At 35.1% G+C, this 23,869-nt stretch carries 20 protein-coding genes; 10 read left to right on the forward strand and 10 right to left on the reverse strand.

Annotated features, from left to right (window positions below):
• Window positions 1–28: 28 nt before the first annotated feature.
• Together F0460_RS06670 and F0460_RS06675 are read right to left on the reverse strand one after the other, a co-directional pair.
• Entirely contained in the window at window positions 29–2,083 is a 2,055-nt protein-coding gene (locus tag F0460_RS06670) for a M16 family metallopeptidase (RefSeq protein ID WP_150011512.1), read from the reverse strand.
• A gap of 13 nt (window positions 2,084–2,096) precedes the next feature.
• Window positions 2,097–3,422: a M16 family metallopeptidase gene (locus F0460_RS06675; RefSeq protein WP_150011514.1), complete on the reverse strand. Its 1,326-nt coding sequence runs from the start codon at window positions 3,420–3,422 to the stop codon at window positions 2,097–2,099.
• 190 nt (window positions 3,423–3,612) lie between these two features.
• Between F0460_RS06675 and rplU the strand changes: the two genes are divergently transcribed.
• On the forward strand, window positions 3,613–3,924 hold the full coding sequence (gene rplU / locus F0460_RS06680; RefSeq protein ID WP_124899332.1) for a 50S ribosomal protein L21: 312 nt from the start codon (window positions 3,613–3,615) through the stop codon (window positions 3,922–3,924).
• Between the two features lie 42 nt (window positions 3,925–3,966).
• A complete protein-coding gene (gene rpmA / locus F0460_RS06685) occupies window positions 3,967–4,227 on the forward strand; it encodes a 50S ribosomal protein L27 (RefSeq protein ID WP_091522933.1) in 261 nt (86 codons plus the stop codon).
• Window positions 4,228–4,298: 71 nt separating this feature from the next.
• Here the strand turns inward: rpmA and dgt are convergent, their stop codons facing one another.
• Genes dgt through F0460_RS06700 form a run of 3 tightly spaced genes read right to left on the reverse strand, consistent with a single transcriptional unit; the run spans window position 4,299 to window position 7,562 of the window.
• On the reverse strand, window positions 4,299–5,630 hold the full coding sequence (gene dgt / locus F0460_RS06690; protein WP_190304121.1) for a dGTP triphosphohydrolase: 1,332 nt from the start codon (window positions 5,628–5,630) through the stop codon (window positions 4,299–4,301).
• A 17-nt stretch (window positions 5,631–5,647) separates the two neighbouring features.
• Window positions 5,648–6,343, reverse strand: coding sequence for an AAA family ATPase (locus tag F0460_RS06695; protein WP_150011516.1), 696 nt, complete (start codon window positions 6,341–6,343; stop codon window positions 5,648–5,650).
• A gap of 1 nt (window position 6,344) precedes the next feature.
• Complete coding sequence (locus F0460_RS06700) at window positions 6,345–7,562, reverse strand: TCR/Tet family MFS transporter (protein WP_150011518.1); 1,218 nt, start codon at window positions 7,560–7,562, stop codon at window positions 6,345–6,347.
• Between the two features lie 80 nt (window positions 7,563–7,642).
• Between F0460_RS06700 and F0460_RS06705 the strand changes: the two genes are divergently transcribed.
• Window positions 7,643–8,107 carry a hypothetical protein gene (locus F0460_RS06705; RefSeq protein WP_150011520.1) on the forward strand — a complete coding sequence of 155 codons (465 nt, stop codon included), beginning with the start codon at window positions 7,643–7,645 and terminating at the stop codon, window positions 8,105–8,107.
• Window positions 8,108–8,160: 53 nt separating this feature from the next.
• On the opposite strand, the gene odhB is transcribed toward F0460_RS06705, so the two are convergent.
• Together odhB and F0460_RS06715 are read right to left on the reverse strand one after the other, a co-directional pair.
• On the reverse strand, window positions 8,161–9,387 hold the full coding sequence (gene odhB / locus F0460_RS06710) for a 2-oxoglutarate dehydrogenase complex dihydrolipoyllysine-residue succinyltransferase (protein ID WP_150011522.1): 1,227 nt from the start codon (window positions 9,385–9,387) through the stop codon (window positions 8,161–8,163).
• Between the two features lie 45 nt (window positions 9,388–9,432).
• Window positions 9,433–12,198, reverse strand: a complete 2,766-nt coding sequence (locus F0460_RS06715; protein WP_150011524.1) for a 2-oxoglutarate dehydrogenase E1 component — start codon at window positions 12,196–12,198, stop codon at window positions 9,433–9,435.
• 333 nt (window positions 12,199–12,531) lie between these two features.
• On the opposite strand from F0460_RS06715, the gene F0460_RS06720 reads away from it, so the two are divergent.
• Window positions 12,532–13,071 (forward strand): hypothetical protein, encoded by a 540-nt coding sequence (locus tag F0460_RS06720; RefSeq protein WP_150011526.1) that lies wholly within the window; start codon window positions 12,532–12,534, stop codon window positions 13,069–13,071.
• A gap of 54 nt (window positions 13,072–13,125) precedes the next feature.
• On the opposite strand, the gene F0460_RS06725 is transcribed toward F0460_RS06720, so the two are convergent.
• On the reverse strand, window positions 13,126–14,097 hold the full coding sequence (locus tag F0460_RS06725) for a polyprenyl synthetase family protein (RefSeq protein WP_150011528.1): 972 nt from the start codon (window positions 14,095–14,097) through the stop codon (window positions 13,126–13,128).
• Between the two features lie 134 nt (window positions 14,098–14,231).
• On the opposite strand from F0460_RS06725, the gene F0460_RS06730 reads away from it, so the two are divergent.
• From F0460_RS06730 to F0460_RS06755, 6 genes are all read left to right on the forward strand, one after another.
• Complete coding sequence (locus tag F0460_RS06730; RefSeq protein WP_150011530.1) at window positions 14,232–14,840, forward strand: TetR/AcrR family transcriptional regulator; 609 nt, start codon at window positions 14,232–14,234, stop codon at window positions 14,838–14,840.
• 6 nt (window positions 14,841–14,846) lie between these two features.
• Complete coding sequence (locus F0460_RS06735; RefSeq protein ID WP_150011532.1) at window positions 14,847–16,166, forward strand: TolC family protein; 1,320 nt, start codon at window positions 14,847–14,849, stop codon at window positions 16,164–16,166.
• A gap of 18 nt (window positions 16,167–16,184) precedes the next feature.
• Window positions 16,185–17,243, forward strand: coding sequence for an efflux RND transporter periplasmic adaptor subunit (locus F0460_RS06740; protein ID WP_150011534.1), 1,059 nt, complete (start codon window positions 16,185–16,187; stop codon window positions 17,241–17,243).
• A gap of 16 nt (window positions 17,244–17,259) precedes the next feature.
• On the forward strand, window positions 17,260–20,436 hold the full coding sequence (locus tag F0460_RS06745) for an efflux RND transporter permease subunit (RefSeq protein ID WP_150011536.1): 3,177 nt from the start codon (window positions 17,260–17,262) through the stop codon (window positions 20,434–20,436).
• Between the two features lie 117 nt (window positions 20,437–20,553).
• On the forward strand, window positions 20,554–20,760 hold the full coding sequence (locus F0460_RS06750) for a CsbD family protein (protein WP_150011538.1): 207 nt from the start codon (window positions 20,554–20,556) through the stop codon (window positions 20,758–20,760).
• A gap of 110 nt (window positions 20,761–20,870) precedes the next feature.
• The gene (locus F0460_RS06755; RefSeq protein ID WP_150011540.1) at window positions 20,871–21,563 is read left to right on the forward strand and encodes an AIM24 family protein; all 693 of its coding nucleotides are present in this window, start codon (window positions 20,871–20,873) and stop codon (window positions 21,561–21,563) included.
• Window positions 21,564–21,613: 50 nt separating this feature from the next.
• Here the strand turns inward: F0460_RS06755 and F0460_RS06760 are convergent, their stop codons facing one another.
• Both F0460_RS06760 and pruA read right to left on the reverse strand, forming a co-directional pair.
• Window positions 21,614–22,054: a hypothetical protein gene (locus F0460_RS06760; RefSeq protein ID WP_150011542.1), complete on the reverse strand. Its 441-nt coding sequence runs from the start codon at window positions 22,052–22,054 to the stop codon at window positions 21,614–21,616.
• Between the two features lie 183 nt (window positions 22,055–22,237).
• Window positions 22,238–23,863, reverse strand: coding sequence for an L-glutamate gamma-semialdehyde dehydrogenase (pruA, locus tag F0460_RS06765; RefSeq protein WP_150011544.1), 1,626 nt, complete (start codon window positions 23,861–23,863; stop codon window positions 22,238–22,240).
• Window positions 23,864–23,869 lie beyond the last annotated feature (6 nt).

A 23,869-nucleotide genomic window follows, 5' to 3' on the forward strand; every position in this document is an offset into this window, starting at 1 on the left:
TTTCTTTTTATAGTATTTTCTAAAAATACTATTTAAAATCTGCGTCTGTTACGCCTTCATTTACTTTAACTTCAGAAACTTTGAATTCTACCGACATTCCTGGTGCTAATGGCAATGAACTAGTATGTGCTACTTTAATTCCTTTTACTTCTTTGTAATCAGAATAAGTAGATGTCATCTCAATGGTTTGTCCTTGTGCTTCCATTGTTTCAGAAGCAGCAATTTTTAATCCAGAAGCAACACTGTAATAAACAGTTTCTTTATCTTTCTTTAGAACATAAGCCTCTTCTCCATTAAAATTTTCAATTCCTGTTAACTGGAATGAAGCTGCATTTTTTAAATCTTCTAATTCATCGAACATTTTAGCAGAAGCTTGAGCATCTTTTAAAGCATCACCTTTTAAATCTTCTCTTTGACCTTGCATTGAAGCATAACCCATAGTTGGTGTTACTACTTGTTTCATTAAATCCATACCCATACCGTTTATAACCATCATAGATTGTCCTTTGTTGGTTTGTTTTTGAGTCATGGTTAATTCCATTCCTTGCATAGATCCTTTAGAAACAACGCTTAAAGACTTAACTTCTTTCAGTTTTTTCTCACCACCAATTGCTTTCACATGGTTTTCAATTACTGTTGCAGAAGTTACGCCTGCAGGAGCAGCTTTTTTGAAAACTGGTTTTTCTACCGGATTTGCAAAACGGTCATAGTAATTAACAGGGTATCCTAAACGATCTAAAGTACCAGCAACATCTGAACCTTTACCAACAATTACAATACGCTGGTTGTCTTTCTTAAAGAATTTGTTTGCTACACGTTGAACATCTGCAACAGTCACTGCCTGAATGTTTTTAATGTAGTTTTCATAGAAATCTGCAGGTAAGCTTTGCGTTTTTGTTCTTAATGCAAAACTTGCAATTGTACCTGGTTTTTGAATTTCCATTACAAAGTTTCCAATGTATTTTGCTTTAGCAAGATCTAATTCTGCTTGCGTTACAGGTTGTGTTCTGATTTTTTGTAATTCGTTTACAAATTCAACAACAGCAGAATCGGTAACAACGTTACGAACTGATGCAGATGAAGTAAATTTAGATGTGTATTTACCTGATCCTAATGAAGAATAAGCTCCGTAAGTCCATCCGTGTGCTTCACGTAAGTTTAAAAACAAACGACCTTCACCACCACCACCTAAGATTTGGTTTGCAATTAATCCTGCAAAATAATCTTTATCAGTTAATTTTAGGTTTACGGTATTAACTAAAGAAATTTCTGACTGAACTGCGTTTGGCATATCAACAAAATCAACTTGTGTTTTAGCAACATCGTTTGGTTCTGCATATTTAGCAACTGGTGCAGATGCTTTTTTCCAGTCTTTGAATAATTTCTCAACTTGTTTTTTAACATCTTTAAACTTTACATCACCAACAACTACCAAGTAAGCAGTTTCGGGCACAAAATATGATGTATAGTTTTGTTTAACATCTGCCAACGTTACGTTGTTTAATGTTTGCTCTGTTACAAATTCTCCGTTTGGATGGTTTGTACCGAACAACAATGCATTTGTTACACGACCAGCTACAGAAGAAACCGATTTTTCATCAGCTTTTAATCCTTCAATAGCTTGTTGTTTTGATTTATCGAATTCTTCTTGAGAGAATAAAGGGCTTAATGATCCTTCTGCCATTAATTCTAACAAACGAGAACTGTATTTAGACAATCCGCTTGCAGATGCTCCTGTATTCCAAAAATTAACACTTGCTCCTAAGAAATCAATTTCATCATTGAATTTTTCTTTAGATGTTTTTGCTGTTCCATTACCAACAACTGCACTTGTTAAGCTTGATACTCCTGCTTTTGCGCCTTCTGCATAAGGTGGTGTATCAATAGTTAACATATAACTTACGCGTGGTAATTTATGATCTTCTACAACCATTACCTTTAAACCGTTTTTAAGTGTAAACTCTTGTGGTTTTTGCACGTTAACAGTAGGCATTGGGCCTGGTTGCGGTTGTGGGCGTTTTATTTGAGCTTCGGCACTAACAGTTAGTAACAAAGCTGATGCGAATAATAATATTTTTTTCATTTTGTTTACTTTCTTATTTAGCTGAATCTTCTTTTGCCGGTACGTAATCTAATAATAAACGAGAATTGCTTTGTAAATACTTTTTAGCAACATCGCGAATTTCTTCTCTTGTAATTGAACGATAAATTTCGATTTCTTCGTTAATTAAATTGATATCGCCATATAATAAGTAGTTTGAAGCCAAGTTCTCTGCCAATCCTTCTAAATCAGAATTTTGGCTTACGTAACGGTTTTCAAAATCGTTTTGTAACTTTTGGTAATCTCTATCAGAAATTAACTCGGTTTGTAATTTTGTAATTTCAGCATCAATTTCTTTTTGTAATGCCTCACGCGTAGTATCACCCATTGGTAAACCAGCAATTAAGTACATTCCGTAATCTTCTTGTGCATAGTTGAAAGCAAACAACTGTAAAGCCATTTTCTTTTCGTCAACGATTTTCTTTTGCATTGGCGATGATTTTCCGCCAGAAAGGTAAGATGAAATCATATCCAAAACTCTTGCATCACGCGTTTTCATAGATGGTGTTCTATAAGCGGTAATGTACATTGGAATTTGAATGTTAGCATCTTCTGCCGTTGCATGAATTGTTTTTGTGATTGGATCTTCCTGAATGTTTACGCGAGGAACTGCTGCTCCTTTTTTAATCACTCCGAAATATTTCTGAATCAAATCTTTAGTTTTTGCAAACTCGATATCACCAGCAATTACTAAAACAGCGTTGTTTGGAACATAGAATTTTTTGTTGAATGCTTGAAACTCATCTAAAGTAGCAGCATCTAAATGATCCATAGAACCAATTGGCGCCCAACGGTAAGGGTGTTTTTTGAAAAGATTTTTCTTAACTTCTGTGATCCAGTTTCCGTAAGGGCTGTTATCTACACGTAAGCGTTTTTCTTCTTTTACAACTTCGTTTTGCGTATCAACACCAATTTGGTTGATAATTGGTTGTAATAAACGGTCAGATTCCATCCAGATAGCCAATTCTAAATTGTTCGATGGAAATACTTCATAATAATACGTACGGTCGTCTGAAGTGTTTGCGTTATTGTGCCCTCCGTTAGAAGTTACCAACTTAAACCACTCACCTCTTTCAATATTTTCTGTACCTTCAAACAAAAGGTGTTCAAAAAAGTGCGCAAATCCAGTACGCTCTGGGTTTTCATCTTTTGCACCTACGTGGTACATTACAGAAGTAACTACAACTGGCGCCGATTTGTCTTGATGTAAAACTACATGCAAACCATTGTCAAGTGTATACTCTTCAAACTCAACTTTTTGTGCAACTGCAACACTACTAAGTAAAAGTGCAGACGCTAAAGCCGTTAGAGATTTTCTCATAACTTCGATTTAAATTAATTTGATTTTTTAATTAGTGCGCAATTTCGTGATTTTGTTACATTTATATTCTTATTTTTTTTAATTATTTTATTTGAACGAATTAATTTTTTAAAAACGAAGTACTTACATTTGATTTTTAGATATTTTTTGTATATTTGCAGTCTTAAAAATTAATCTTAATTTAATTGTTATGTACGCAATCGTAGAGATAGCAGGGCAACAATTCAAAGTTAGCAAAGACCAAAAAGTTTATGTAAACCGTTTGGCAACTGAAGAAGGAGCAAATGTTACTTTTGACAAAGTTCTTTTAGTTGACAATGCAGGAACAGTAACTTTAGGCGCCCCAGCTATAACAGGAGCTTCAGTAGGAGCGAAAGTTTTAAAGCACCTTCAAGGTGACAAAGTTATCGTTTTCAAAAAGAAAAGAAGAAAAGGATACAAAAAGAAAAACGGTCACAGACAAGCATTGACTCAAATCGTAATCGAGGGAATCACTATTTAATCTGTAACTAGAAAGTATTAACAATTTTAAAAACCAAACATCATGGCTCACAAGAAAGGTGTCGGTAGTTCTAAGAATGGTAGAGAATCTGAATCGAAACGTTTAGGCGTTAAGATTTATGGTGGACAAGCAGCTATTGCTGGTAACATCATTGTAAGACAAAGAGGTTCAAAACATAACCCAGGTGAAAACGTTTACATGGGGAAAGATCATACTTTACATGCTAAAGTTGACGGAGTTGTACAATTCGTGAAAAAGAGAGATAACAAATCTTTCGTTTCTATTGTACCATTTGAAGCTTAATCTTCTTAGACTGAAAAAATTAAAAGCATCTCAATGAGATGCTTTTTTTATTTTATAAACTTATCTGTAAGTTATCTCCCCACAATAGAATGATACAACTCCAATGCTTTACCATCTGTTAACAACGAAATAAATCTACATACGTTTAACAAACGTAAATACAGACTTTCGTTTTCGGTTTGATATTGTTCAGGCAAGAGTTTTAAAATCAGTTCATCGTAATGTGTAGCTGTACCGTTGAACTTATTGTTGGCTGCAGCAATAAATTTTTCCAGCAATGTGTGCAGCACTTTATAACCAACCACTTCTTTTTCTATCACTTCTTTACTTTCGTAAACATTAGAAATACTTATGGTGATAATATCTTTCATTTGCGCCACATATGCACATTTGTCTGTTAATGCAAACGGGAAATTTCCTTTTAAAATTTCTTCTTCGTTTTCCATAAACACACGTACCACATCGTTAATTAAACTGCCAATTGCCAACGCACGCAAATAACTTACACGCTCGGCCTTTGTTTGTAATTGCGCATATTTTACAGAATTGATGTTGTTTTTTACAATCTTTATTAAAAATTCTAACGCATGTTCTTCAGGAATCCAGCCTAAATTAATTCCGTCTTCAAAATCAATAATCGTGTAACAAATATCATCGGCAGCTTCTACCAAATACGTTAACGGATGACGTAAATAACGCAACGTCTCCCCTTCCCTTTTCAACAAACCAAGTGTATCGGCAACATCTAAAAAACTTGATTTATCTGCCTGAAAAAAACCGTATTTTTTATCGGAAATTTCGTTTGTCGGTTTTTTAGGCAAACTCTCTTTTGGATATTTCATAAAAGCACCCAACGTTGCATACGAAATGCGCAAACCACCTTCGGCACCCGGACGTGAATCGGTTAAAATATGATATCCGTTAGCATTTCCTTCAAAATCAATCAAATCTTGCCATTGTGCTGGCTCTAAATCTAATCTAAAATGTTCGCCTGCTCCGTGCTTGAAAAAATCTCCGATAGCTTTTTCACCTGAATGTCCAAACGGCGGATTTCCAATATCGTGACACAAACAAGCTGCAGCAACTATGGATCCAAAATCATTAATGGTATAACCTAAATCTGTTAATTCGGTATATTTTTCGATAATCTGTGCACCTGCCAACCGACCGATAGATCGACCAACAACAGAAACTTCTAAACTGTGCGTTAAACGAGTGTGTACAAAATCGGTTTTTGATAGCGGAATTACCTGTGTTTTATCTTGCAAACTACGGAATGCGTTCGAGAAAATAATTCGATCATAATCTACTTCAAAACCAATTCTTGATGGATTTTCGTTTTTACGTTCGCGAACTTTTGTATCGCCAAATTTTTTTAAAGAAAGTAACTGTTTCCAGTCCATTATGGTATTTGTCATTTTTAAGACAATTGTTCGTTTATAATATTTTGTTTTACCTGTTTATAAAAATAGTCTTTAGCTTGTGCATACGATGCCTGATATAAACGTTTTTGGGGATGATATTTCTCGGGAATCGGAATTTTAAGGGTATCGTACAAATCATCTAATAATTCATTCGAAGGTTTTTCGTACGAAACCTGCCATTCAAAACGGCGTTTCAAGGCTTCATCAATCATATGAACCTGATTTGTAGCTGCAATTAAGATCGATTTCTGTGGAAAATAATCCATCAACTGAATAATAGCATTTACTACACGTTTCATTTCCGAATTATCTTTATTATCGTAATCGCGGATCTGTCCTAACGAATCAAATTCATCCAAAAGCAAAACCATGCTTTCGTACTGCGATTCCTTAAACAACAAATCTAAATTTTTAGCAGTTTCGCCCAATTTCGATGAGATAATGGTTGCCAAATTCACAATCATCAGTTTTTTATTCAAATGATTGGCAATAACTTTTGCAGTCATGGTTTTTCCTGTACCGCTGTCGCCATACAACAACAATTTGTTCGAAATTGGTATTTTATACTGATCGAACAAATGCTTAAACTGCTGCTCGTGCAAAAACGCCATTAAATGACTTTTAATTTCGGGCGAAGCAATGAAATCTTCAAACGAAACGTTGCTTCTGTCGATATAATAAAAACTACTCATTTTATATAGATTGTGTTTTCTTTAATCCTTTGTAAGCCATGAAAAACGCACAAACCATTAAGATTGATGCCAAAACAAAAGGTGCACCCGGAAATTTAAACGGAGCCGAATCGTGCGTAAAGAAATAAAAAATACTTGTCATTACCAATGGTCCAAAAGTCGCTGTGGCACTATTTAAACTTGCCAATGTTCCCTGAATTTGCCCTTGTTCGTTTGCAGGAACATGATTAGTGATTTCCGACTGAATTGCCGGACCTGCCAAACCACCCAAACAATAAGGAATCAAGAATACAAAAACCATCCATTCTTGCGAAGCAAAAGCAATCAACAATAAACCGATGGAGTTTATGGAATATCCTATTAAAATACTTTTCCCGTTACCTATTCGTGGATTCACAAACCGAACCAAAACACCATGCACTAACGCCACCAAAAGACCAACAACACCAAGCGAAATACCTACCATACGTTCGTCCCAATTGTATCGGTACATGGTATAAAAACTCCAGTTTCCGTTTACAGCGTGCGATGCAAAATACATAAAAAACATTGCGGAAACCAAGCCTATAATATTCGGAAATTTCTTTAATCGAGCCAAAGCACCAATAGGATTTGCAGCTTTCCATTCAAAAATCCTACGTTTTTCAGGAGTTAATGATTCGGGCAGAACAAAATATCCATACACAAAATTCACAAAACACAAAGCAGCCGCAGCGTAAAAAGGAACGCGTGAACCAAACTGTCCCAACAAACCGCCAATTACTGGACCAATGATGAAGCCAATTCCAAAAGCAGCACCGACCAAACCAAAATTCTTGGCTTTATTTTCGGGTGTACTAACATCTGATATATAAGCCATTGCTGTAGAAATACTGGCTCCGGTTATACCTGCAATGATTCTACCCACAAATAACCAAGGTACATTTGGTGCTAATGCCAGTACCAAATAATCGACAGCGAATGCTAGCAACGAAATCAGTAAAACAGGTCTTCTGCCGTATTTATCAGACAAACTGCCCATTAACGGCGCACACAAAAACTGCGTAAATGCATAGGCAAATGCCAGCCAACCGCCTAATTGTGCAGCTTCGCTAATATCGGAATGATTTAACTCTTTCAATAGTTTGGGAATTACAGGAATAATAATACCTATTCCTATAATATCGATTAACATTGTAATGAATATAAAACCAATTGCAGCTGATTTCTTGGAACTCATGTTTTTTAAAATTAGAAAACAAAGCTACGAAAACACAAGCACTTTTTATAAATTAGTATTTTAAAGTATCTATATTTATTATGAGAATTTTTACTTTTTTATTTTTGATTTTTTGTTTGATATCCTGTAAAGACCAACAATTACAAACTGCTACGTTTGATGAAATAATTCATTACAAACTAGATACTTTAGCAGTTAATGAAATGGATATTAGCGACATTTTATCTGGAGAAGCGATTCAAAATATTTCTGACACCTTAATTATTGATCAATTTACAGAATTTGGATTTGTGAGATCTGAAGTTGATAAATCTGATTATATAAAATTACACAAAGTATTAACATCTAACCAAAACACAATTGACAACACCAAATGTTTGCCTATATATCGAGATTTTTTAATCCTAAAAAAGAAGAATAAAATCGTAGGTATCTTTAAAATTTGTTTTGAATGTTCGCAATTAAACTATCTTGATGCTTCTACTAACGAAAAAAGATTAATGACAGATGAAAACAGTTTAGTGCTTGATAAATTATTTCAATAAAAAAAGTCTTCCCAATTGGAAAGACTTTTAACAATATAAAAAACAATAAAATATTATAATTCCAATGCTTTTTTAGGATCGTTGTTCATTAACAACTCCATTGGATTTTCTAAAGCTTCTTTAACAGCAACCAAGAAACCAACAGACTCACGACCATCGATAATTCTGTGGTCATAAGATAATGCAATGTACATCATTGGCGCAATAACTACTTGCCCGTTAACTGCAACTGGACGTTCGATGATATTGTGCATTCCTAAAATACCTGATTGAGGTGGGTTGATAATTGGAGTTGACAACATAGAACCAAATACACCACCATTGGTAATTGTAAACGTTCCACCTGTCATTTCGTCAACCGTAATTTGTCCGTCACGAGCTCTTGTTGCCAAACGTTTGATTTCAGCTTCAACACCACGGAAAGATAATAATTCTGCATTGCGAACAACCGGAACCATTAATCCTTTTGGTCCTGAAACCGCGATAGAAATATCGGCAAAATCAAACTTGATCTGCTCTTGACCATCGATCATTGAGTTTACATCAGGGAATAACTGCAATGCACGAGTTACCGCTTTTGTAAAGAACGACATAAAGCCTAACGATGCATTATGTTTTGCTTTGAACGCATCTTTAAATTCGGTACGTAATTTATTTACTTCAGTTAAGTTAACTTCATTAAAAGTAGTTAACATTGCTGTTGTATTTTTAGCTTCAACCAAACGCTCTGCTACTTTTCTGCGTAACATAGACATTTTTTTGCGCTCTGTTCCACGAGGTCCACCGGTTGGTGTTCCCATTGAAGGTGTTGCGTTTAAAGCATCTTCTTTAGTTACACGACCATCTTTACCTGTACCTTGAACAGATGCAGCATCGATGCTTTTCTCGTCTAATATTTTTTTGGCAGCGGGCGATGCAGATCCTGTTGCATACGTAGCAGCTGGTGCAGACGCAGGAGCCGCCGGTGCAGCTTTTACTTCTTCTTTTTTCTCTTCAGCTTTTGGAGCTTCGGCAGCCGGTGCGCTACCCGATGGTTTTGCAGCACCTGTATCGATTAAACAAACTACCTGACCAACAGCCACAGCATCTCCTTCTTCCGCTTTTAAAGTAATAATACCACTAGCTTCAGCAGGTAATTCTAAAGTTGCTTTGTCAGAATCAACCTCAGCAATTGCTTGGTCTTTCTCTACATAGTCTCCGTCTTTTACTAACCAAGTAGCAATTTCCACTTCTGTGATTGACTCTCCTGGCGAAGGAACTTTCATTTCTAAGATACTCATGAGTATATTAATTTAATATTGTGTTATTTGAAAAACTTTCTAAAATTATAAATTTTTATCGAATACTTTAGCAATTGCTTTTGCATATCTTGCTTTAGATCGAACTGATGAACCTGCTGCAGGTGCGGCTGCGGCTGCTGGTGATGCCAAACGGAATTTAACCAAATCAAAATTCATTAGCATATAACCGTATGCGCCCATGTTTTTAGGTTCTTCTTGTGCCCAAACATAATCTTCAACATTCGGGTAAGAAGCAATTACTTCTTTTAATTTATCGTTATCTAACGGAAACAATTGTTCAACTCTAACAAAAGCAACATCGTTTCTGCCTAAATTTTCTTTTTCTGCCTGTAAATCGTAATAGAATTTACCTGAAACAAAAACCAGTGTTTTAACTGCCGATTTATCTTGAACTTTTGGATCATCAACAATTGTTTGGAACGATCCGTTTGTTAATTCTTCGATAGTTGAAGTAGCTTCTGGATGACGTAACAATGATTTTGGCGACATGATTACCAATGGCTTTCTAAAATCGGTAACCATTTGGCGACGCAACATGTGGAAATGGTTTGCAGGCGTTGTACAGTTTGCTACATACATATTATGGTTTGCACAAAGTTGTAAGTAACGCTCTAAACGTGCCGATGAATGTTCTGCTCCCTGATGTTCGTAACCATGTGGCAACAACATAACAATACCGTTTTGGCTTCCCCATTTGTCTTCGCCAGCTGCGATATATTGGTCGATCATAATTTGAGCACCGTTAGAGAAATCTCCGAACTGTGCTTCCCAAATTGTTAATGCTTTTGGATTTGCCATAGCATATCCGTATTCAAAACCTAAAACAGCATATTCTGATAAATGCGAGTTATAAATACGCATTTGTCCGTTTTGTGATTTTATGTTGTTTAAAGGTACATATTCTTCTTCTGTTTCTTCGTTTTTAATAACGGCATGACGGTGCGAAAACGTTCCGCGTTGTACATCCTGTCCTGTAAAACGAACATCGTAACCTTCTGAAATCAACGTTCCGTAAGCTAATAATTCACCCATAGCCCAATCTAAACGGTTGGTTTCGTAATACATTGTATAACGATCCTTGATTAATTTAGATATTTTGCTGATGAATTTAATATCTGTAGGCAATGCTGTTAAAACAGGTGCTACATCGTCTAACATTTCGCGCGATACTTTGGTATCATACGTTTGCAGCATACGGTCAACATTTGCAATATGGTATCCCTCCCATTCTTTTTCCATGAACGGAATAATCACTGCTTTTTCTGTCGCTTTTGCTGCTGTTAGATTTTCTTCTAAAATTTCTTTGTATTTATCTTCTAAAGATCCAACAAAAGCATCGTCGATAATTTTATTTTCAATTAATCGAGCGCTGTAAATGTTACGTGCATTTTGATGTTTAGAGATCAATTTGTATAAAATTGGCTGTGTAAAACGTGGTTCGTCACCTTCGTTATGTCCGTATTTACGGTATCCTACCAAATCAACAAAAACATCTTCTTTAAATTCCATACGGTACGCCAAAGCAAACAACATTGCTTTAACCGCCGCTTCGGTATCATCTGCATTTACGTGTACAACAGGCGCTGCAACAACTTTAGCAATATCGGTAGAATAAACGCCCGAACGTGCATCTTTATAACTTGTTGTAAAACCAACTTGATTGTTTAAAACCACGTGAATTGTACCAGCCGTTTGGTAAGCACGCAACTTGCTCATTTGAACAATTTCGTACACAATACCCTGCCCTGCTACTGCAGCATCTCCATGTAAGGCAATTGGCAATACTTTAGAGAAATCGTCTGCGTATAATTTATCTTGTTTAGCACGAACCACACCTTCTATAACCGCACCAACGGTTTCTAAATGCGATGGATTTGGTGCTAAATTTAATGTAACTTTATTTCCTGATTTTGTTTCACGGTTAGATGTGTATCCTAAATGGTATTTCACATCGCCATCAAACGTATCGGCAACATCTGCATAATCTTTCCCGTCGAATTCTGTAAAGATATTCTGCGCAGGTTTCTGCATAATGTTCGCCAAGATATTTAAACGCCCACGGTGTGCCATTCCAATAACAACATCTTCTACACCAGCTGATCCGGCAGCTTCAATCATAGCATCTAACGCAGGAATAGTAGCTTCTAATCCTTCCAAAGAAAAACGTTTCTGACCTACATATTTTGTATGAAAGAAATTCTCGAAAGCGGCAGCCTGAACCAGTTTTTCTAATATATGTTTCTGCTGATCTGTAGTTAAATCTGAAATTTTAGATTCAACGTATTTAGAAATCCACTGAACTTTTTCTTCGCTCGGGATATACATATATTCAATACCCAAAGTAGTACAATAGGTATTCTGTAAATGATCTATAATTTGCTGTAAGGTACTTTTTTGTAAGTGAATGCTTTGTGCAGCATCAAAAGTAACGTTTAAATCGGCTTGTGTAAGACCAAATTTTTCGATAGAAAAATCAGGAGCTTCGCCAGTTTTCTCTATTAGGGGATTTGTTTTTGTTAATAAGTGACCGTGCGTTCTGTAAGCATCGATCAACTTTAAAACCGCAAATTCTTTTTTAACCGAATCAGCGATAACTGCCGATTCGCCAGAACCTTGGTATGCATTTGATAATTGTTCTACCGGGCCGCCATTGAACTCATTTGCAAAATCGAACCCTTGAAAAAAACTTCTCCAACTTGGTTCAACACTATCAGGACTTGTTAGGTACTGATCGTATAAATCGGCAAAAAATGAGGTATGTGCAGCGTTTAAAAAGGAAAACCTATCCATAATATTTGTCTAATGACTCTTTTTTTCGTTAAAAAATTTTCACAAAAATACAATAGTTTCAATTAATATTACAACATTTTAAATAGTTTTATACTTTATTTTTTACTTGAATTTGCATTTTTGATTTTTACAGTATGTGCTTATAAAATAGTTTTTTACGGATACCGTTTTTAATCGCTTTATTTTTATGAACTTTATTGTTTATTGGTGTTTTTTAAATTCATTTTTTCATTATTCGCAGTAGGATACATTATTGTTAATTGACACACAATTTTAACAATTAAGATACATTTAACTGTTTAATTAATATCTTAGCGAAAATTTGATTCCCTTATGAAAAAAATATTTTACACACTTACAACTTGCTTTTTAATTGGATTTAATTCGTTTGCACAAGAAAATCAAGATACCTACCAACCGCGTACCACTACTTTTTTTAGCGATATGCAATTTGGTGGCGGATTAGGCTTGGCTTTTGGTAGCGGATTTACCAATATTGCGGTTTCGCCTATGGCTTTAAAACCAATTACCGAACAATTTTCAGCAGGTTTGGGATTGCAGTTTAATTATTTAAGATCGAAAGGTTTTTACGAAAGTACATCGTATGGTGCAAATATTTTAGGAATTTATAGTCCGGCAGAAATGATTCAGCTTTCGGCAGAATTGGAACAATTACGTGTGAACAATACTATTTATACTGATTTTTCTAAAATCAACACCATTAATGATAATTTTTGGAACACCGCTTTGTTTTTAGGCGCTGGTTACACTACAGAAAATGTAACAATTGGTGTTCGCTATAATGTTTTATACAAAAAAGACGATTTGGTTTACAACCAAGCTTGGATGCCTTTTATCCGCGTTTTCTTTTAGAATGATATATGTTAGACAAAAAAAAATCCGAAACGTTTGTTTCGGATTTTTTATTTATACAGTTCTGCTCATTAATGATAAAGCGAATTCTTTTAGTTCTTCTTTAAAGTGATAAGGTATTTCTAATGTTTCTAACTGCAATAATGCTTTCTGCGTATATTCTTCTATTAAAAGCTGGGTATCGTTTGTAGCATTTGTTTTTTCGAATAACGATTTAACAGCTTCAATTTTTTCTTGTCCCCCTTCTTTTGATAAAAACCAGTTTAGTAATTCGGTTTTATCGGTAGCTGAAGCATTTTCTAAAGATCTTAAATACAAATACGTTTTTTTATTCTCTAAAATATCGCCGCCAATTTGTTTTCCAAATGTTGCAGTTTCGCCAAAAGCATCTAAATAATCGTCTTGCAACTGAAACGCAATCCCAAGATCTCGACCAAAATTATAAATCGCAATTTTGTTATTTTCGGTAGTTTTAGCAACAATAGCTCCCATTTCTAAAGCAGCACCTACTAAAACCGCCGTTTTGTATTCAATCATTTTAATGTATTCCGGAATACTAACATTGTTGCGAGTTTCGAAATTGATATCTAACTGTTGTCCTTCACAAACTTCCAACGCTGTTTTACTGAACAATTTCGCAAGATCCTTAAAAATAGCAGGTTCGTAATTCTCGAAATACTGATAAGCCAAAATCAGCATGGCATCGCCCGATAAAATCCCGGTATTCAGATTCCATTTTTCGTGAACGGTTTTATTACCTCTTCTTAACGGCGCTTCGTCCATAATATCGTCATGAATCAACGAAAAATTATGAAACAACTCAATAGCAACTGCTGCATGAATGGCATCGGTAGGTTGTGCCCCAAAAACCTCGGCTGCAAAAAGGGTAAGCAACGGACGTAAACGTTTACCTCCCAAATTGGCAATATACCCTATTGGTTCGTAAAGTTCCTTTGGTTCTTTCTTAAAATTAATTTGATTTATATAATCGGCGACAGCGCTTTTGTATTCAATGAAATTATTCATAAAAGGTGTAAACTTCGTTTCAAGAATACAAATGTAAGCTAATTAATCATGTAAATAAAATTAAAAAAAAAACTTTGGAAACTTTTTTGGTATTTAAAGTTTCCTACTTACCTTTGCCGAAACTTTTTGACTTAATGAAAGAGACTGTATTAAAAAAATCTTTAGAATTATTCATTAAAAACGGCTTTAAAGCGGTTACTATGGATGATATCGCTAAAGAATTAGGAATATCAAAAAAAACGATTTATCAGCATTTTTCGGCTAAAGATGAATTGGTAAAAGCAACCGTTGATTATGTCTTTATATCTGCAACCGATAAAATGAAGAGCATTGCTGGAAATTGTAAAACACCAATTCACGAGCATTTTGAAATGAAAAGCTGTTTAGGTGATTTGTTCGGGCAGAATATTCAGGCAAGTACGATCTATCAGTTTAACAAATACTATCCAAAATTAGCAGAGCGCATTCAGCGAAAGAAACACGAAAATTACGATTTTACGATTCTTCGAAACCTACGCGATGGTGTTGAACAAGGTTATTATAGAAAAGAAATAGATATAGATTTTGTAGGAAAGATCTTTTTTGCAAGTACTACAGCGTTTTTTAACGATGAGATTTTTATAAATCTGCAAAGTAACCAATCTATAGACGAGTTGAATTACAAATTATTGGAATACCATTTAAGAGGAATAGTTACCCCGAAAGGATTAGAAATATTAGAACAATTATTACAAAAATCATAAATACCAATGAAATATAGAATTTCAATTTTACTAGCGTTTTTAGGATTCTTTGCCCAGGCACAAGAACAATTAACGCTTAAAGATGCGGTTAATTACGCTTTGCAAAATAAAGCCGAAGCCGTTAAAGCCCGTTTAGAGGTACAAAACAGCGAATACCAGATAGATGAAGTTCGCGCAAGTGCCTTACCGCAAATTACTGCGACCGCAGGCCTAACATACAATGCCATAATTCAACAGATGGCATTAGTGATGGGGGATCAAGTTCAGGTTATACAAATGGGAACACCTTGGCAGTCAAGTGCAATGGTTTCTTTAAACCAGCAAATCTTTAATCAGGCTGTTTTTACAGGTTTGAAAGCAGCAAAAACTACACGTGAGTTTTATAAAATTAATGCAGAGCTAACAGAAGAACAAGTTATAGAAAAAGTTGCAAACAGTTATTTTGAAGCTTATAAAACAGAGTCGCAATTAACAACAGTTGACAAAACAATTGAAAATACTAGTCGCGTTCGTGATGTTATAAAAAGTTTGTTCGACAACGGTTTGGCAAAGAAAATTGATTTAGACCGTATTGATGTTACACTAAACAATTTAAAAGGTAATCGTCAGCAATTAATAAATGCATTACAGTTGCAAGAAAACGCTTTGAAATACCTAATAGGTATGGATATGAATCAGGATATAGAATTACCTGATAATACGTTTGAAGTTTCAAAACATGCATTAGTAGATGAATCTGTAAACATTGAAAACAGAACAGAGATTAAGTTGTTGGAAAAACAAGGTGAATTATTAGCTTTAAATAAGAAAGCTATAAATGCAGAAAGTTATCCAAGCCTAAGTATGACTGCGAATTTCGGTTACGTTGGTTTTGGAAATGACTTTCCATGGTTTGCAAAAAGTCCAGGTGCAGCTTGGTCTGGAGCTTCAGCAATTGGTTTGAACTTAAGCATTCCTATTTTTAATGGTGGATCGGTTAAAGCTAAAGTTAAACAAGCTCAAACCAAGATTGATCTTTTAGAAGCAGACAAACGCGATACACGTTTAGCATTAGATATGTCTTTAAAAAATGCCATTACACAAATTAACAACTCACTAATCACATTAAACGTTCAAAAAGAGAATGTTAATCTAGCTAAAGAAGTATTAACAAATATAGAAAACAATTACAAATTTGGTTTAGCAACCTTAACTGATTTGTTAGATGCAGAAACACAATATGCCGATGCACAGAACAATCACACAAATGCTTTACTAGATTATAAAGTAGCCGAAATAGCATTAATTAAGGCTAAAGGAGAATTAAAATCATTAACACAAGAATAAAACTAATTGCATTTAAACATGAAAAAAATAATTATAACAGGAATAGTAGTAATTGCAGCTTTAGCAGGAATTATGTACGTTTTAAATAAAAATCAAGAAAAAAGCGCAGCCGAAACTGCAGTAGTGGCTCAAAAAAACACTGCAGTAGCAGTACGTGTAGAAACAGCAGATTTTAATGATGTAAGCGGTGAATATATTGCAAACGGTGTTTTTGTTCCAAAGCAAGAGGTTAAGATTTCTGCTGAAACTCCAGGAATTGTTTCTCGAGTAATGGTTAAAGAAGGATCTTACGTTAGTGCAGGTCAAACGTTGGCAGTTATTAAAGCAGACAAGCAAAATGTAGGTGTTAGCAATGCGCAAGCAGTTTATAACAATGCAAAAGCTGAAGTTGCCCGTTTTGAAAGTGCTTACGCAACAGGCGGTGTTACAAAACAACAGTTAGATCAAATGAAACTGCAATTGGTTAACGCTAAAAACAACTTACAAAGTGCGCAACTTACAGCTGGCGATGTTAACATTAAAGCATCGTTTTCTGGTATCGTAAATAAAAAGAGTGTTGAACCGGGAGCATACGCAAATCCAGGAACCGAATTATTCGAAATCGTAAATGTATCAACCTTAAAATTAAAGGTAAATGTTGACGAGAAAAATGTTGGTTCTTTAAAAATGGGTCATTCTATTAAAGTACAGTCACCGGTTGTTGCAGATAAAGAATTTACAGGTAAAGTTTCATTTATTGCTCCTAAAGCCGATGCAAGTTTAAACTTCCCAGTTGAATTAGAAATTCAAAATAATTCTGCAAACGATTTAAAAGCAGGTATGTACGGTAACGCTTATTTTGGAAACAGCCAAATGGCAAACGTATTAACCATTCCGCGTACAGCGTTTGTTGGAAGTGTTAGCAGCAGCCAGGTTTTTGTTTATAAAAACGGTAAAGCGGTGTTAACTAAAGTTGTTGCAGGTAGAACTTTTGGCGATATGATCGAAGTAATTTCAGGAATCGAAAAAGGTGCACAGGTAATCACTTCTGGTCAAATAAATTTAGCTAACGGAACAGCCGTTGAAATCATTAAATAATTAAGGATACCTATCAATGAAAATATCTGAAATATCAATAAAAAGACCCAGTATCATCATCGTAGTATTTTTGATGCTGATACTTGGGGGTATTGCTTCGTACTTTAGTATGGGGTACGAATTAATCCCAAAATTCGACGTAAACGTAATTACGGTTCAAACAATATATCCGGGAGCTGCTCCGTCTGAAGTAGAAACTTCGGTTACCAAGGTAATTGAAGATGCGGTTTCTTCTTTGGAAAACGTTAAAAAGATCGAATCAAAATCTATGGAAAGTGTATCGGTTGTAATGATCACACTTAACACGGGTGCCGATGTCAACTTTTTGCTTACCGATGCCCAACGAAAGATTAATGCGGTAATAAACGATTTACCCGACGATGCCGAAACGCCGTCTTTAAGTAAATTCTCTTTAGATGACGTTGCCATTATGAACCTTTCGGTAACATCAAACCTTACAGAAAAAGAACTTTATAATTTGTTAGACCAAAAAATACAGCCGGTTTTTGCGCGTATTAACGGTGTAGCTAAAGTTGATTTGGTTGGTGGTGAAGAACGTGAAATTCAAGTAAGTGTAAAACCTGAAAAATTAGCAGGTTACGGACTAACAATCAGTCAAATTCAACAGATTTTGGCTTCATCAAACATGGATTTCCCAACCGGAAACATTAAAACACAAAGCAATCAAACAACCATTCGTTTATCTGGTAAATTTGCTTCGTTAGATCAAATGCGTAACCTGCCAATTACAACACCAACAGGTACATCAATTCGTTTAAGCGATATCGCCGATGTACAAGACGGTATTAAAGAGGTAGAAAAGATTGCACGTATCGATCAGAAAAACACCATCTTAATGCAGGTGTTCAAACAGTCTGATGCAAATGCGGTGGAAGTTTCAGAAGCCGTAAAAAACACCATTGCAACAATTCAGGAAGATTATAAGCAACAAAACATACAAGTAGGTGTAGCATCGGATTCTACCGATTATACCATTAGTGCTGCAGACCACGTAATGTTAGATTTAGTTATTGCTGTAGTCTTGGTAGCATTTATCATGTTGTTCTTTTTACACAGTTTGCGCGATGCTGCCATTGCAACCATTGCCATTCCCTTATCGTTAGTAGCAACCTTTATTGGTTTAAATTTATTAGGCTACACGCTAAACTTAATGACATTGTTAGGTTTATCGCTTGTAGTAGGTATTCTGGTGGATGATGCTATTGTGGTTATCGAGAATATTCACCGCCACATGGAAATGGGCAAAAACAAAGTACGTGCTGCGTTTGATGGTGCTAAAGAAATTGGTTTTACCGTAACAGCAATTACCTTGGTAATCGTGGTGGTATTCTTACCAATTGCAATGTCAAGCGGTTTGGTTTCCGATATTTTACGTCAGTTCTGTGTTACGGTTGTAATTGCTACAATGTTGTCATTAATTGTTTCCTTTACAGTTGTTCCTTGGCTATATTCAAGGATTGGTAAAGTATCTCACATTAGTAAGCATTCTTTTTTCGGAAAGATTTTATATGGATTTGAAGCAGGTTTATCTAAACTTACAAACGGAATTTCTGGAATTTTAGAATGGTCTTTAAAGAACCGTAAAAACAAAATCATTACGTTATTATTAACATTGTTATTATTCTTTGCATCGATTGGTTTAGCAGTTGGTGGATATATTGGTGGAGGATTCTTCCCTACCAGTGATAAAGAAGAATTTTTAATTCAGTTTGAATTACCTAAAGATGCTTCTATTGAACAAACTAACTTGTTAACACAAAAAGCTGAAGCTTACTTATCGAAAAAACCTGAAATCGAAAAAATGATTACTACGGTTGGTCAGGCTTCTGATGGTATGATGACGACTTCAGGAACAAAATACAAATCTGAAATTCAGATTTACCTAGAAGACGGTCACAAGCATAAAGAGTCAACTAAAGTATATTCTGCAAAATTAAAACGCGAAATGGAAGGCGTTTTAGTGGGTGCAAAAGTTAAAACGGTTGAAGTTGGTATTATGGGTGCAGAACAAGCTCCTTTAATGTTAACCGTAATTGCATCAAGCCAGGAAGACGCTTTAGAATACGCTCGTAAAGCAGCCGATTTATTAGAGAAAATTCCAGGTTCTCGCGAGGTTCGTTTAACATCTGAAGACGGAAATCCTGAAGTTGTTGTAAAATTAGATCGTGATAAAATGAATGCTTTAGGTTTAAATGTTGCAACTGTGGGTATGACCATGCAGACAGCATTTGCCGGAAATACAGACATGAAATACCGTGCGGAAGATACAGAATACGATATTAATTTACGTTACGACGAAATTGGTCGTGGTACTATTGACGATGTTAAAGCAGTGAAATTTATCAACAACAGTGGTCAGTCAATCATGTTAGAGCAGTTTGCAGATATTACTTACGGTTCTGGTCCATCGTTATTAGAACGTCGTGATAAATCGCCAGCGGTTTCTATTCAAGCACAGGTTGTGGGTAAATCAGAAGGAACCATTGCAACAGAATGGGAAGCAGAATTTACTAAACTAAAATTAAAACCGGGTGTAACCTTTAAATGGGGTGGTAACAAAGAAAACCAAGACGAAGGTTTTGGTACATTAGGAATCGCTTTATTAGCATCGATCTTGTTGGTTTACGCAGTAATGGTTGTTTTGTACGACAGTTTCTCTAAACCGTTCATCATTTTGTTCTCTATTCCATTATCGTTCATTGGTGCATTATTATTCATGGCATTAACCAACCAAACATTAAACATTTTCACCATTTTGGGTATCATTATGTTAATTGGTCTGGTAGCCAAGAATGCCATCATGCTTGTGGACTTTGCCAACCATAAAAAAGAATTGGGTTACAGCACGTACGATGCCTTGGTAGCAGCCAACCACGCTCGTTTCCGTCCTATCTTAATGACAACAATTGCAATGGTTATTGGTATGTTACCTATTGCAATGGCACAAGGAGACGGATCTGATTTTAACCGTGGTTTGGCAATTGTAATTATTGGTGGTTTAATATCATCATTATTCTTAACCTTAATTATTGTACCGGTTGTTTATGCTATTTTCGATGGAATTGGTCGCAGATTCAGAAAAGGTAAAAAAGCCGATTATTCAGAATTAATGGTTGCCGATTACGAAGAAAACGAGAATTTCGTTGACGAATTCGGTGAAAAACAAAACTAATTTTTTCATTATATTTTAAGAAACGACTTTCGGGTCGTTTTTTATTTACCATATATTTAACAGCCCGTTTAAATTACATTTTCTAACTTTAGTATTATTAATTTAAATCATATTGCTATGAACAGATTAGAATTAGAAGGAAAATGGAACAAAATCAAAGGATCCGTTAAACAAAAATACGGAGAATGGTTTGATGATGATCAGGCTTTTGCCGAAGGTAAATTTGATGAATACATTGGTAAGATTCAAGAAAAAACCGGCAGAACAAAAGAAGACATTGAACAGGAAATTAGAGATTGGCAAGACGAAGACAACCATCTTTAATCGTTCATTAAATACTTAATTTTAAAAGAGATAACAAATTGTTATCTCTTTTTGTTTTTCAAATGATTTTTTTATTATTTTTAATACACAATCAATTAATAAAAAAGACTATGAGCGAGTATACACTGGCTGCTTTTGTTGAAAAAACACGACAAAACGAAAGAGAACACGATTATTTTGAGTTAGAAAAACCTCAAATGTTAGAGATCAATTTGAACAACCAATTCGTTTGGACCAAAAACGGAAGTATGGTTGGATACGTTGGAAACATTAAATTCGAACGTGAAGGTATGCTTTCTGGTGGTTTAGGGAATCTTATCAAGAAAACGCTTACAGGCGAAGGTGCAAAACTAATGAAAGCCAGCGGAACCGGTCGTTTGTATGTTGCCGATTCTGGTAAAAAAGTACAGATATTAAAGCTAGAAGGCGAATCGATCTGTGTAAACGGAAACGATATTTTAGCACACGATCAAACCATTAAAAACGAAATCACAATGCTTAAAAGCATTGCTGGGATGATGTCTGGCGGATTGTTCCAGGTGCGTTTAACGGGAAATGGTCACGTAGCAATTTCTACACACGGCGATCCGTTAACTTTGTTGGTAAAACCGGGCGAACCTGTATTTACCGATCCTAATGCAACCGTTGCATGGTCTGGCAATTTAAAGCCCGAATTAAAAACCAATGTTTCGTTTAAAAGTTTATTAGGACGCGGCAGCGGCGAAGAATTCCAAATGATGTTTCAAGGCGATGGCTGGGTTTTAATTCAACCTTACGAAGAAGTATATTTTCAACAGAAATAAATAAAAACAAAAAACCAGCTTTTCAGCTGGTTTTTTTATGATATTATTTTTTATAAATTTTCAGGAAAATCAATATTTTTATCTTTTAATATCCATAAAACATCATTCTCAACCGATTTATAAAAAAAGAAATTTACGTCATAATGAAATTTTAAGGTATTATTTACTGCTTTTATTAACCTAACTTCATCATGATTTAAGCTTTCATTTGATAAAATAATTTTAAAAAATTGATAGTTACAAAATGACGCTTCTAATATATCTGCTACAACGCTATTATTATATTTATCTAATAAAATAAATTGTTCATCTTTATCTAAATCAATATAATTACAATCGTCCTTGCTTAATAAATATTCATTATACGACGAATACATATAAGAAAAATACTTATTAAAAGAGTACTTCGAAAGCAATTCATAAAAGAAAGGTCTATTAAAAGTTCCTTTAATTGAAATAAGATTTTCGTTATATTTTATTATTTCTTCCATTGATAAAAAGATTACTATGCATTCAATGCTAAATATATATTGTAAATAATTGTTTTCATTTAAAAAGTTAATACTATATTCATTAATAAAGTACAATTCTAAGAACTATTTAAACTGTAATAGCAAAAGCTCGATTAAATCTTTAGCAAAAAACCAGCTTTTCAGCTGGTTTTTTATATGATATTATCCTAAAAACGGATATCTGTAATCTGTATCTGGTACAAATGTTTCTTTAATAGTTCGTGGAGAAACCCAACGTAACAAGTTAATCATAGAACCTGCTTTGTCGTTAGTTCCCGATCCTCTTGCACCACCAAATGGTTGTTGTCCTACAACTGCACCTGTCGGCTTATCGTTAATATAGAAGTTACCGGCTGCATTTTCCAACGCTTTTGTAGCTGTTTCAATTGCATAACGGCATCCAGAGAAAATTGCTCCGGTTAACGCGTATTCAGATGTACTGTCAACCAATTTCAAGCTATCTTCCCATTTATCGTCTTCATAAATATAAACAGTTAAAACCGGACCAAACAATTCACGTTCCATTGTATCGTACATTGGATTTGTTGTTACAATAACCGTTGGCTCAATAAACCAGCCTTTAGATTTATCGTAACCACCACCTACAATAACTTCTGCTTCGTTTGATGCTTTTGCAGCATCGATTGCTTTTGCTAATTTATCGAAAGATCCTTCTGAAATTACTGCCGACATAAAGTTGCTCATATCTTCTGGAGATCCCATTTTGAACGAGTTTAAATCTGTAATTACATAACCTTTAACTTTTTCCCATAAAGATACAGGAATATAAGCACGTGAAGCTGCAGAACATTTTTGTCCTTGGTATTCAAAAGCTCCACGAGATAAAGCCGTAGCCACTTCTTTTGCGTTCGATGATGGATGTGCCCAAACGAAATCTTTTCCGCCTGTTTCTCCAACAATACGTGGATATGTTTTGTATTTACTAATGTTGTTTCCTATTGTTTTCCAGAAATCGTTAAAAACGCCTGTTGATCCTGTAAAGTGAATTCCTGCAAAATCAGCCGATTCTAAAATAGTGTTGGTAATCATAGAAGAATCACCATAAATTACGTTGATAACGCCGTCTGGCAAACCTGCTTTTTTGAAGATTTCAACAATTACATTTGCCGAATAAATTTGCGTTGCAGCCGGTTTCCAAACCACAACATTCCCCATCATTGCTACACAAGAAGGTAAATTACCAGCAATTGCCGTAAAGTTAAATGGTGTAATTGCGTAAACAAAACCTTCTAACGGGCGTTGCTCTACTCTATTCCAAATTCCTTTTGCCGAAATAGGCTGTTGCTTGTATATTTCGGTCATATACTGCACGTTGAAACGTAAGAAATCGATCAATTCACAAGCCGAATCAATTTCTGCCTGATGAACCGTTTTTCCTTGTGCAATCATTGTTGCAGCGTTTAATTTTGCACGGTAAGGACCTGCAATTAATTCAGCAGCCTTTAAAAAGATTGCTGCGCGGTGTTCCCATGCCATTTGCGACCATTTTACGCGTGCATCTAAAGCTGCGTTGATAGCATCTTGAATTAAATCTTGTGTTGCTGTATGGTATGTTCCTAAATGATGTTGGTGATCAAACGGAGGAAAAAGATTTTTGGTAGATCCTGTTCTTACTTCTTTTCCACCAATGTATAATGGAATATCAACCGTTGATTGATACATTTCTTTAAATGCTTGCTGCACTTGTTCGCGCTCTGGAGTTCCCGGAGCATACGTTTTAACCGGCTCGTTTACAGCCACTGGAACGTTAAAAAATCCTGTTGACATTTGTTT

This window comes from Paenimyroides baculatum (assembly GCF_008629655.1).
Lineage (GTDB): Bacteria > Bacteroidota > Bacteroidia > Flavobacteriales > Flavobacteriaceae > Flavobacterium > Flavobacterium baculatum.

Coding starts and splice junctions, on each gene's coding strand:
- F0460_RS06670 (WP_150011512.1), bottom strand. CDS start 2,083: ATGAAAAAAATATTATTATTCGCATCAGCTTTGTTACTAACTGTTAGT.
- F0460_RS06675 (WP_150011514.1), bottom strand. CDS start 3,422: ATGAGAAAATCTCTAACGGCTTTAGCGTCTGCACTTTTACTTAGTAGT.
- rplU (WP_124899332.1), top strand. CDS start 3,613: ATGTACGCAATCGTAGAGATAGCAGGGCAACAATTCAAAGTTAGCAAA.
- rpmA (WP_091522933.1), top strand. CDS start 3,967: ATGGCTCACAAGAAAGGTGTCGGTAGTTCTAAGAATGGTAGAGAATCT.
- dgt (WP_190304121.1), bottom strand. CDS start 5,630: ATGGACTGGAAACAGTTACTTTCTTTAAAAAAATTTGGCGATACAAAA.
- F0460_RS06695 (WP_150011516.1), bottom strand. CDS start 6,343: ATGAGTAGTTTTTATTATATCGACAGAAGCAACGTTTCGTTTGAAGAT.
- F0460_RS06700 (WP_150011518.1), bottom strand. CDS start 7,562: ATGAGTTCCAAGAAATCAGCTGCAATTGGTTTTATATTCATTACAATG.
- F0460_RS06705 (WP_150011520.1), top strand. CDS start 7,643: ATGAGAATTTTTACTTTTTTATTTTTGATTTTTTGTTTGATATCCTGT.
- odhB (WP_150011522.1), bottom strand. CDS start 9,387: ATGAGTATCTTAGAAATGAAAGTTCCTTCGCCAGGAGAGTCAATCACA.
- F0460_RS06715 (WP_150011524.1), bottom strand. CDS start 12,198: ATGGATAGGTTTTCCTTTTTAAACGCTGCACATACCTCATTTTTTGCC.
- F0460_RS06720 (WP_150011526.1), top strand. CDS start 12,532: ATGAAAAAAATATTTTACACACTTACAACTTGCTTTTTAATTGGATTT.
- F0460_RS06725 (WP_150011528.1), bottom strand. CDS start 14,097: ATGAATAATTTCATTGAATACAAAAGCGCTGTCGCCGATTATATAAAT.
- F0460_RS06730 (WP_150011530.1), top strand. CDS start 14,232: ATGAAAGAGACTGTATTAAAAAAATCTTTAGAATTATTCATTAAAAAC.
- F0460_RS06735 (WP_150011532.1), top strand. CDS start 14,847: ATGAAATATAGAATTTCAATTTTACTAGCGTTTTTAGGATTCTTTGCC.
- F0460_RS06740 (WP_150011534.1), top strand. CDS start 16,185: ATGAAAAAAATAATTATAACAGGAATAGTAGTAATTGCAGCTTTAGCA.
- F0460_RS06745 (WP_150011536.1), top strand. CDS start 17,260: ATGAAAATATCTGAAATATCAATAAAAAGACCCAGTATCATCATCGTA.
- F0460_RS06750 (WP_150011538.1), top strand. CDS start 20,554: ATGAACAGATTAGAATTAGAAGGAAAATGGAACAAAATCAAAGGATCC.
- F0460_RS06755 (WP_150011540.1), top strand. CDS start 20,871: ATGAGCGAGTATACACTGGCTGCTTTTGTTGAAAAAACACGACAAAAC.
- F0460_RS06760 (WP_150011542.1), bottom strand. CDS start 22,054: ATGGAAGAAATAATAAAATATAACGAAAATCTTATTTCAATTAAAGGA.
- pruA (WP_150011544.1), bottom strand. CDS start 23,863: ATGTCAACAGGATTTTTTAACGTTCCAGTGGCTGTAAACGAGCCGGTT.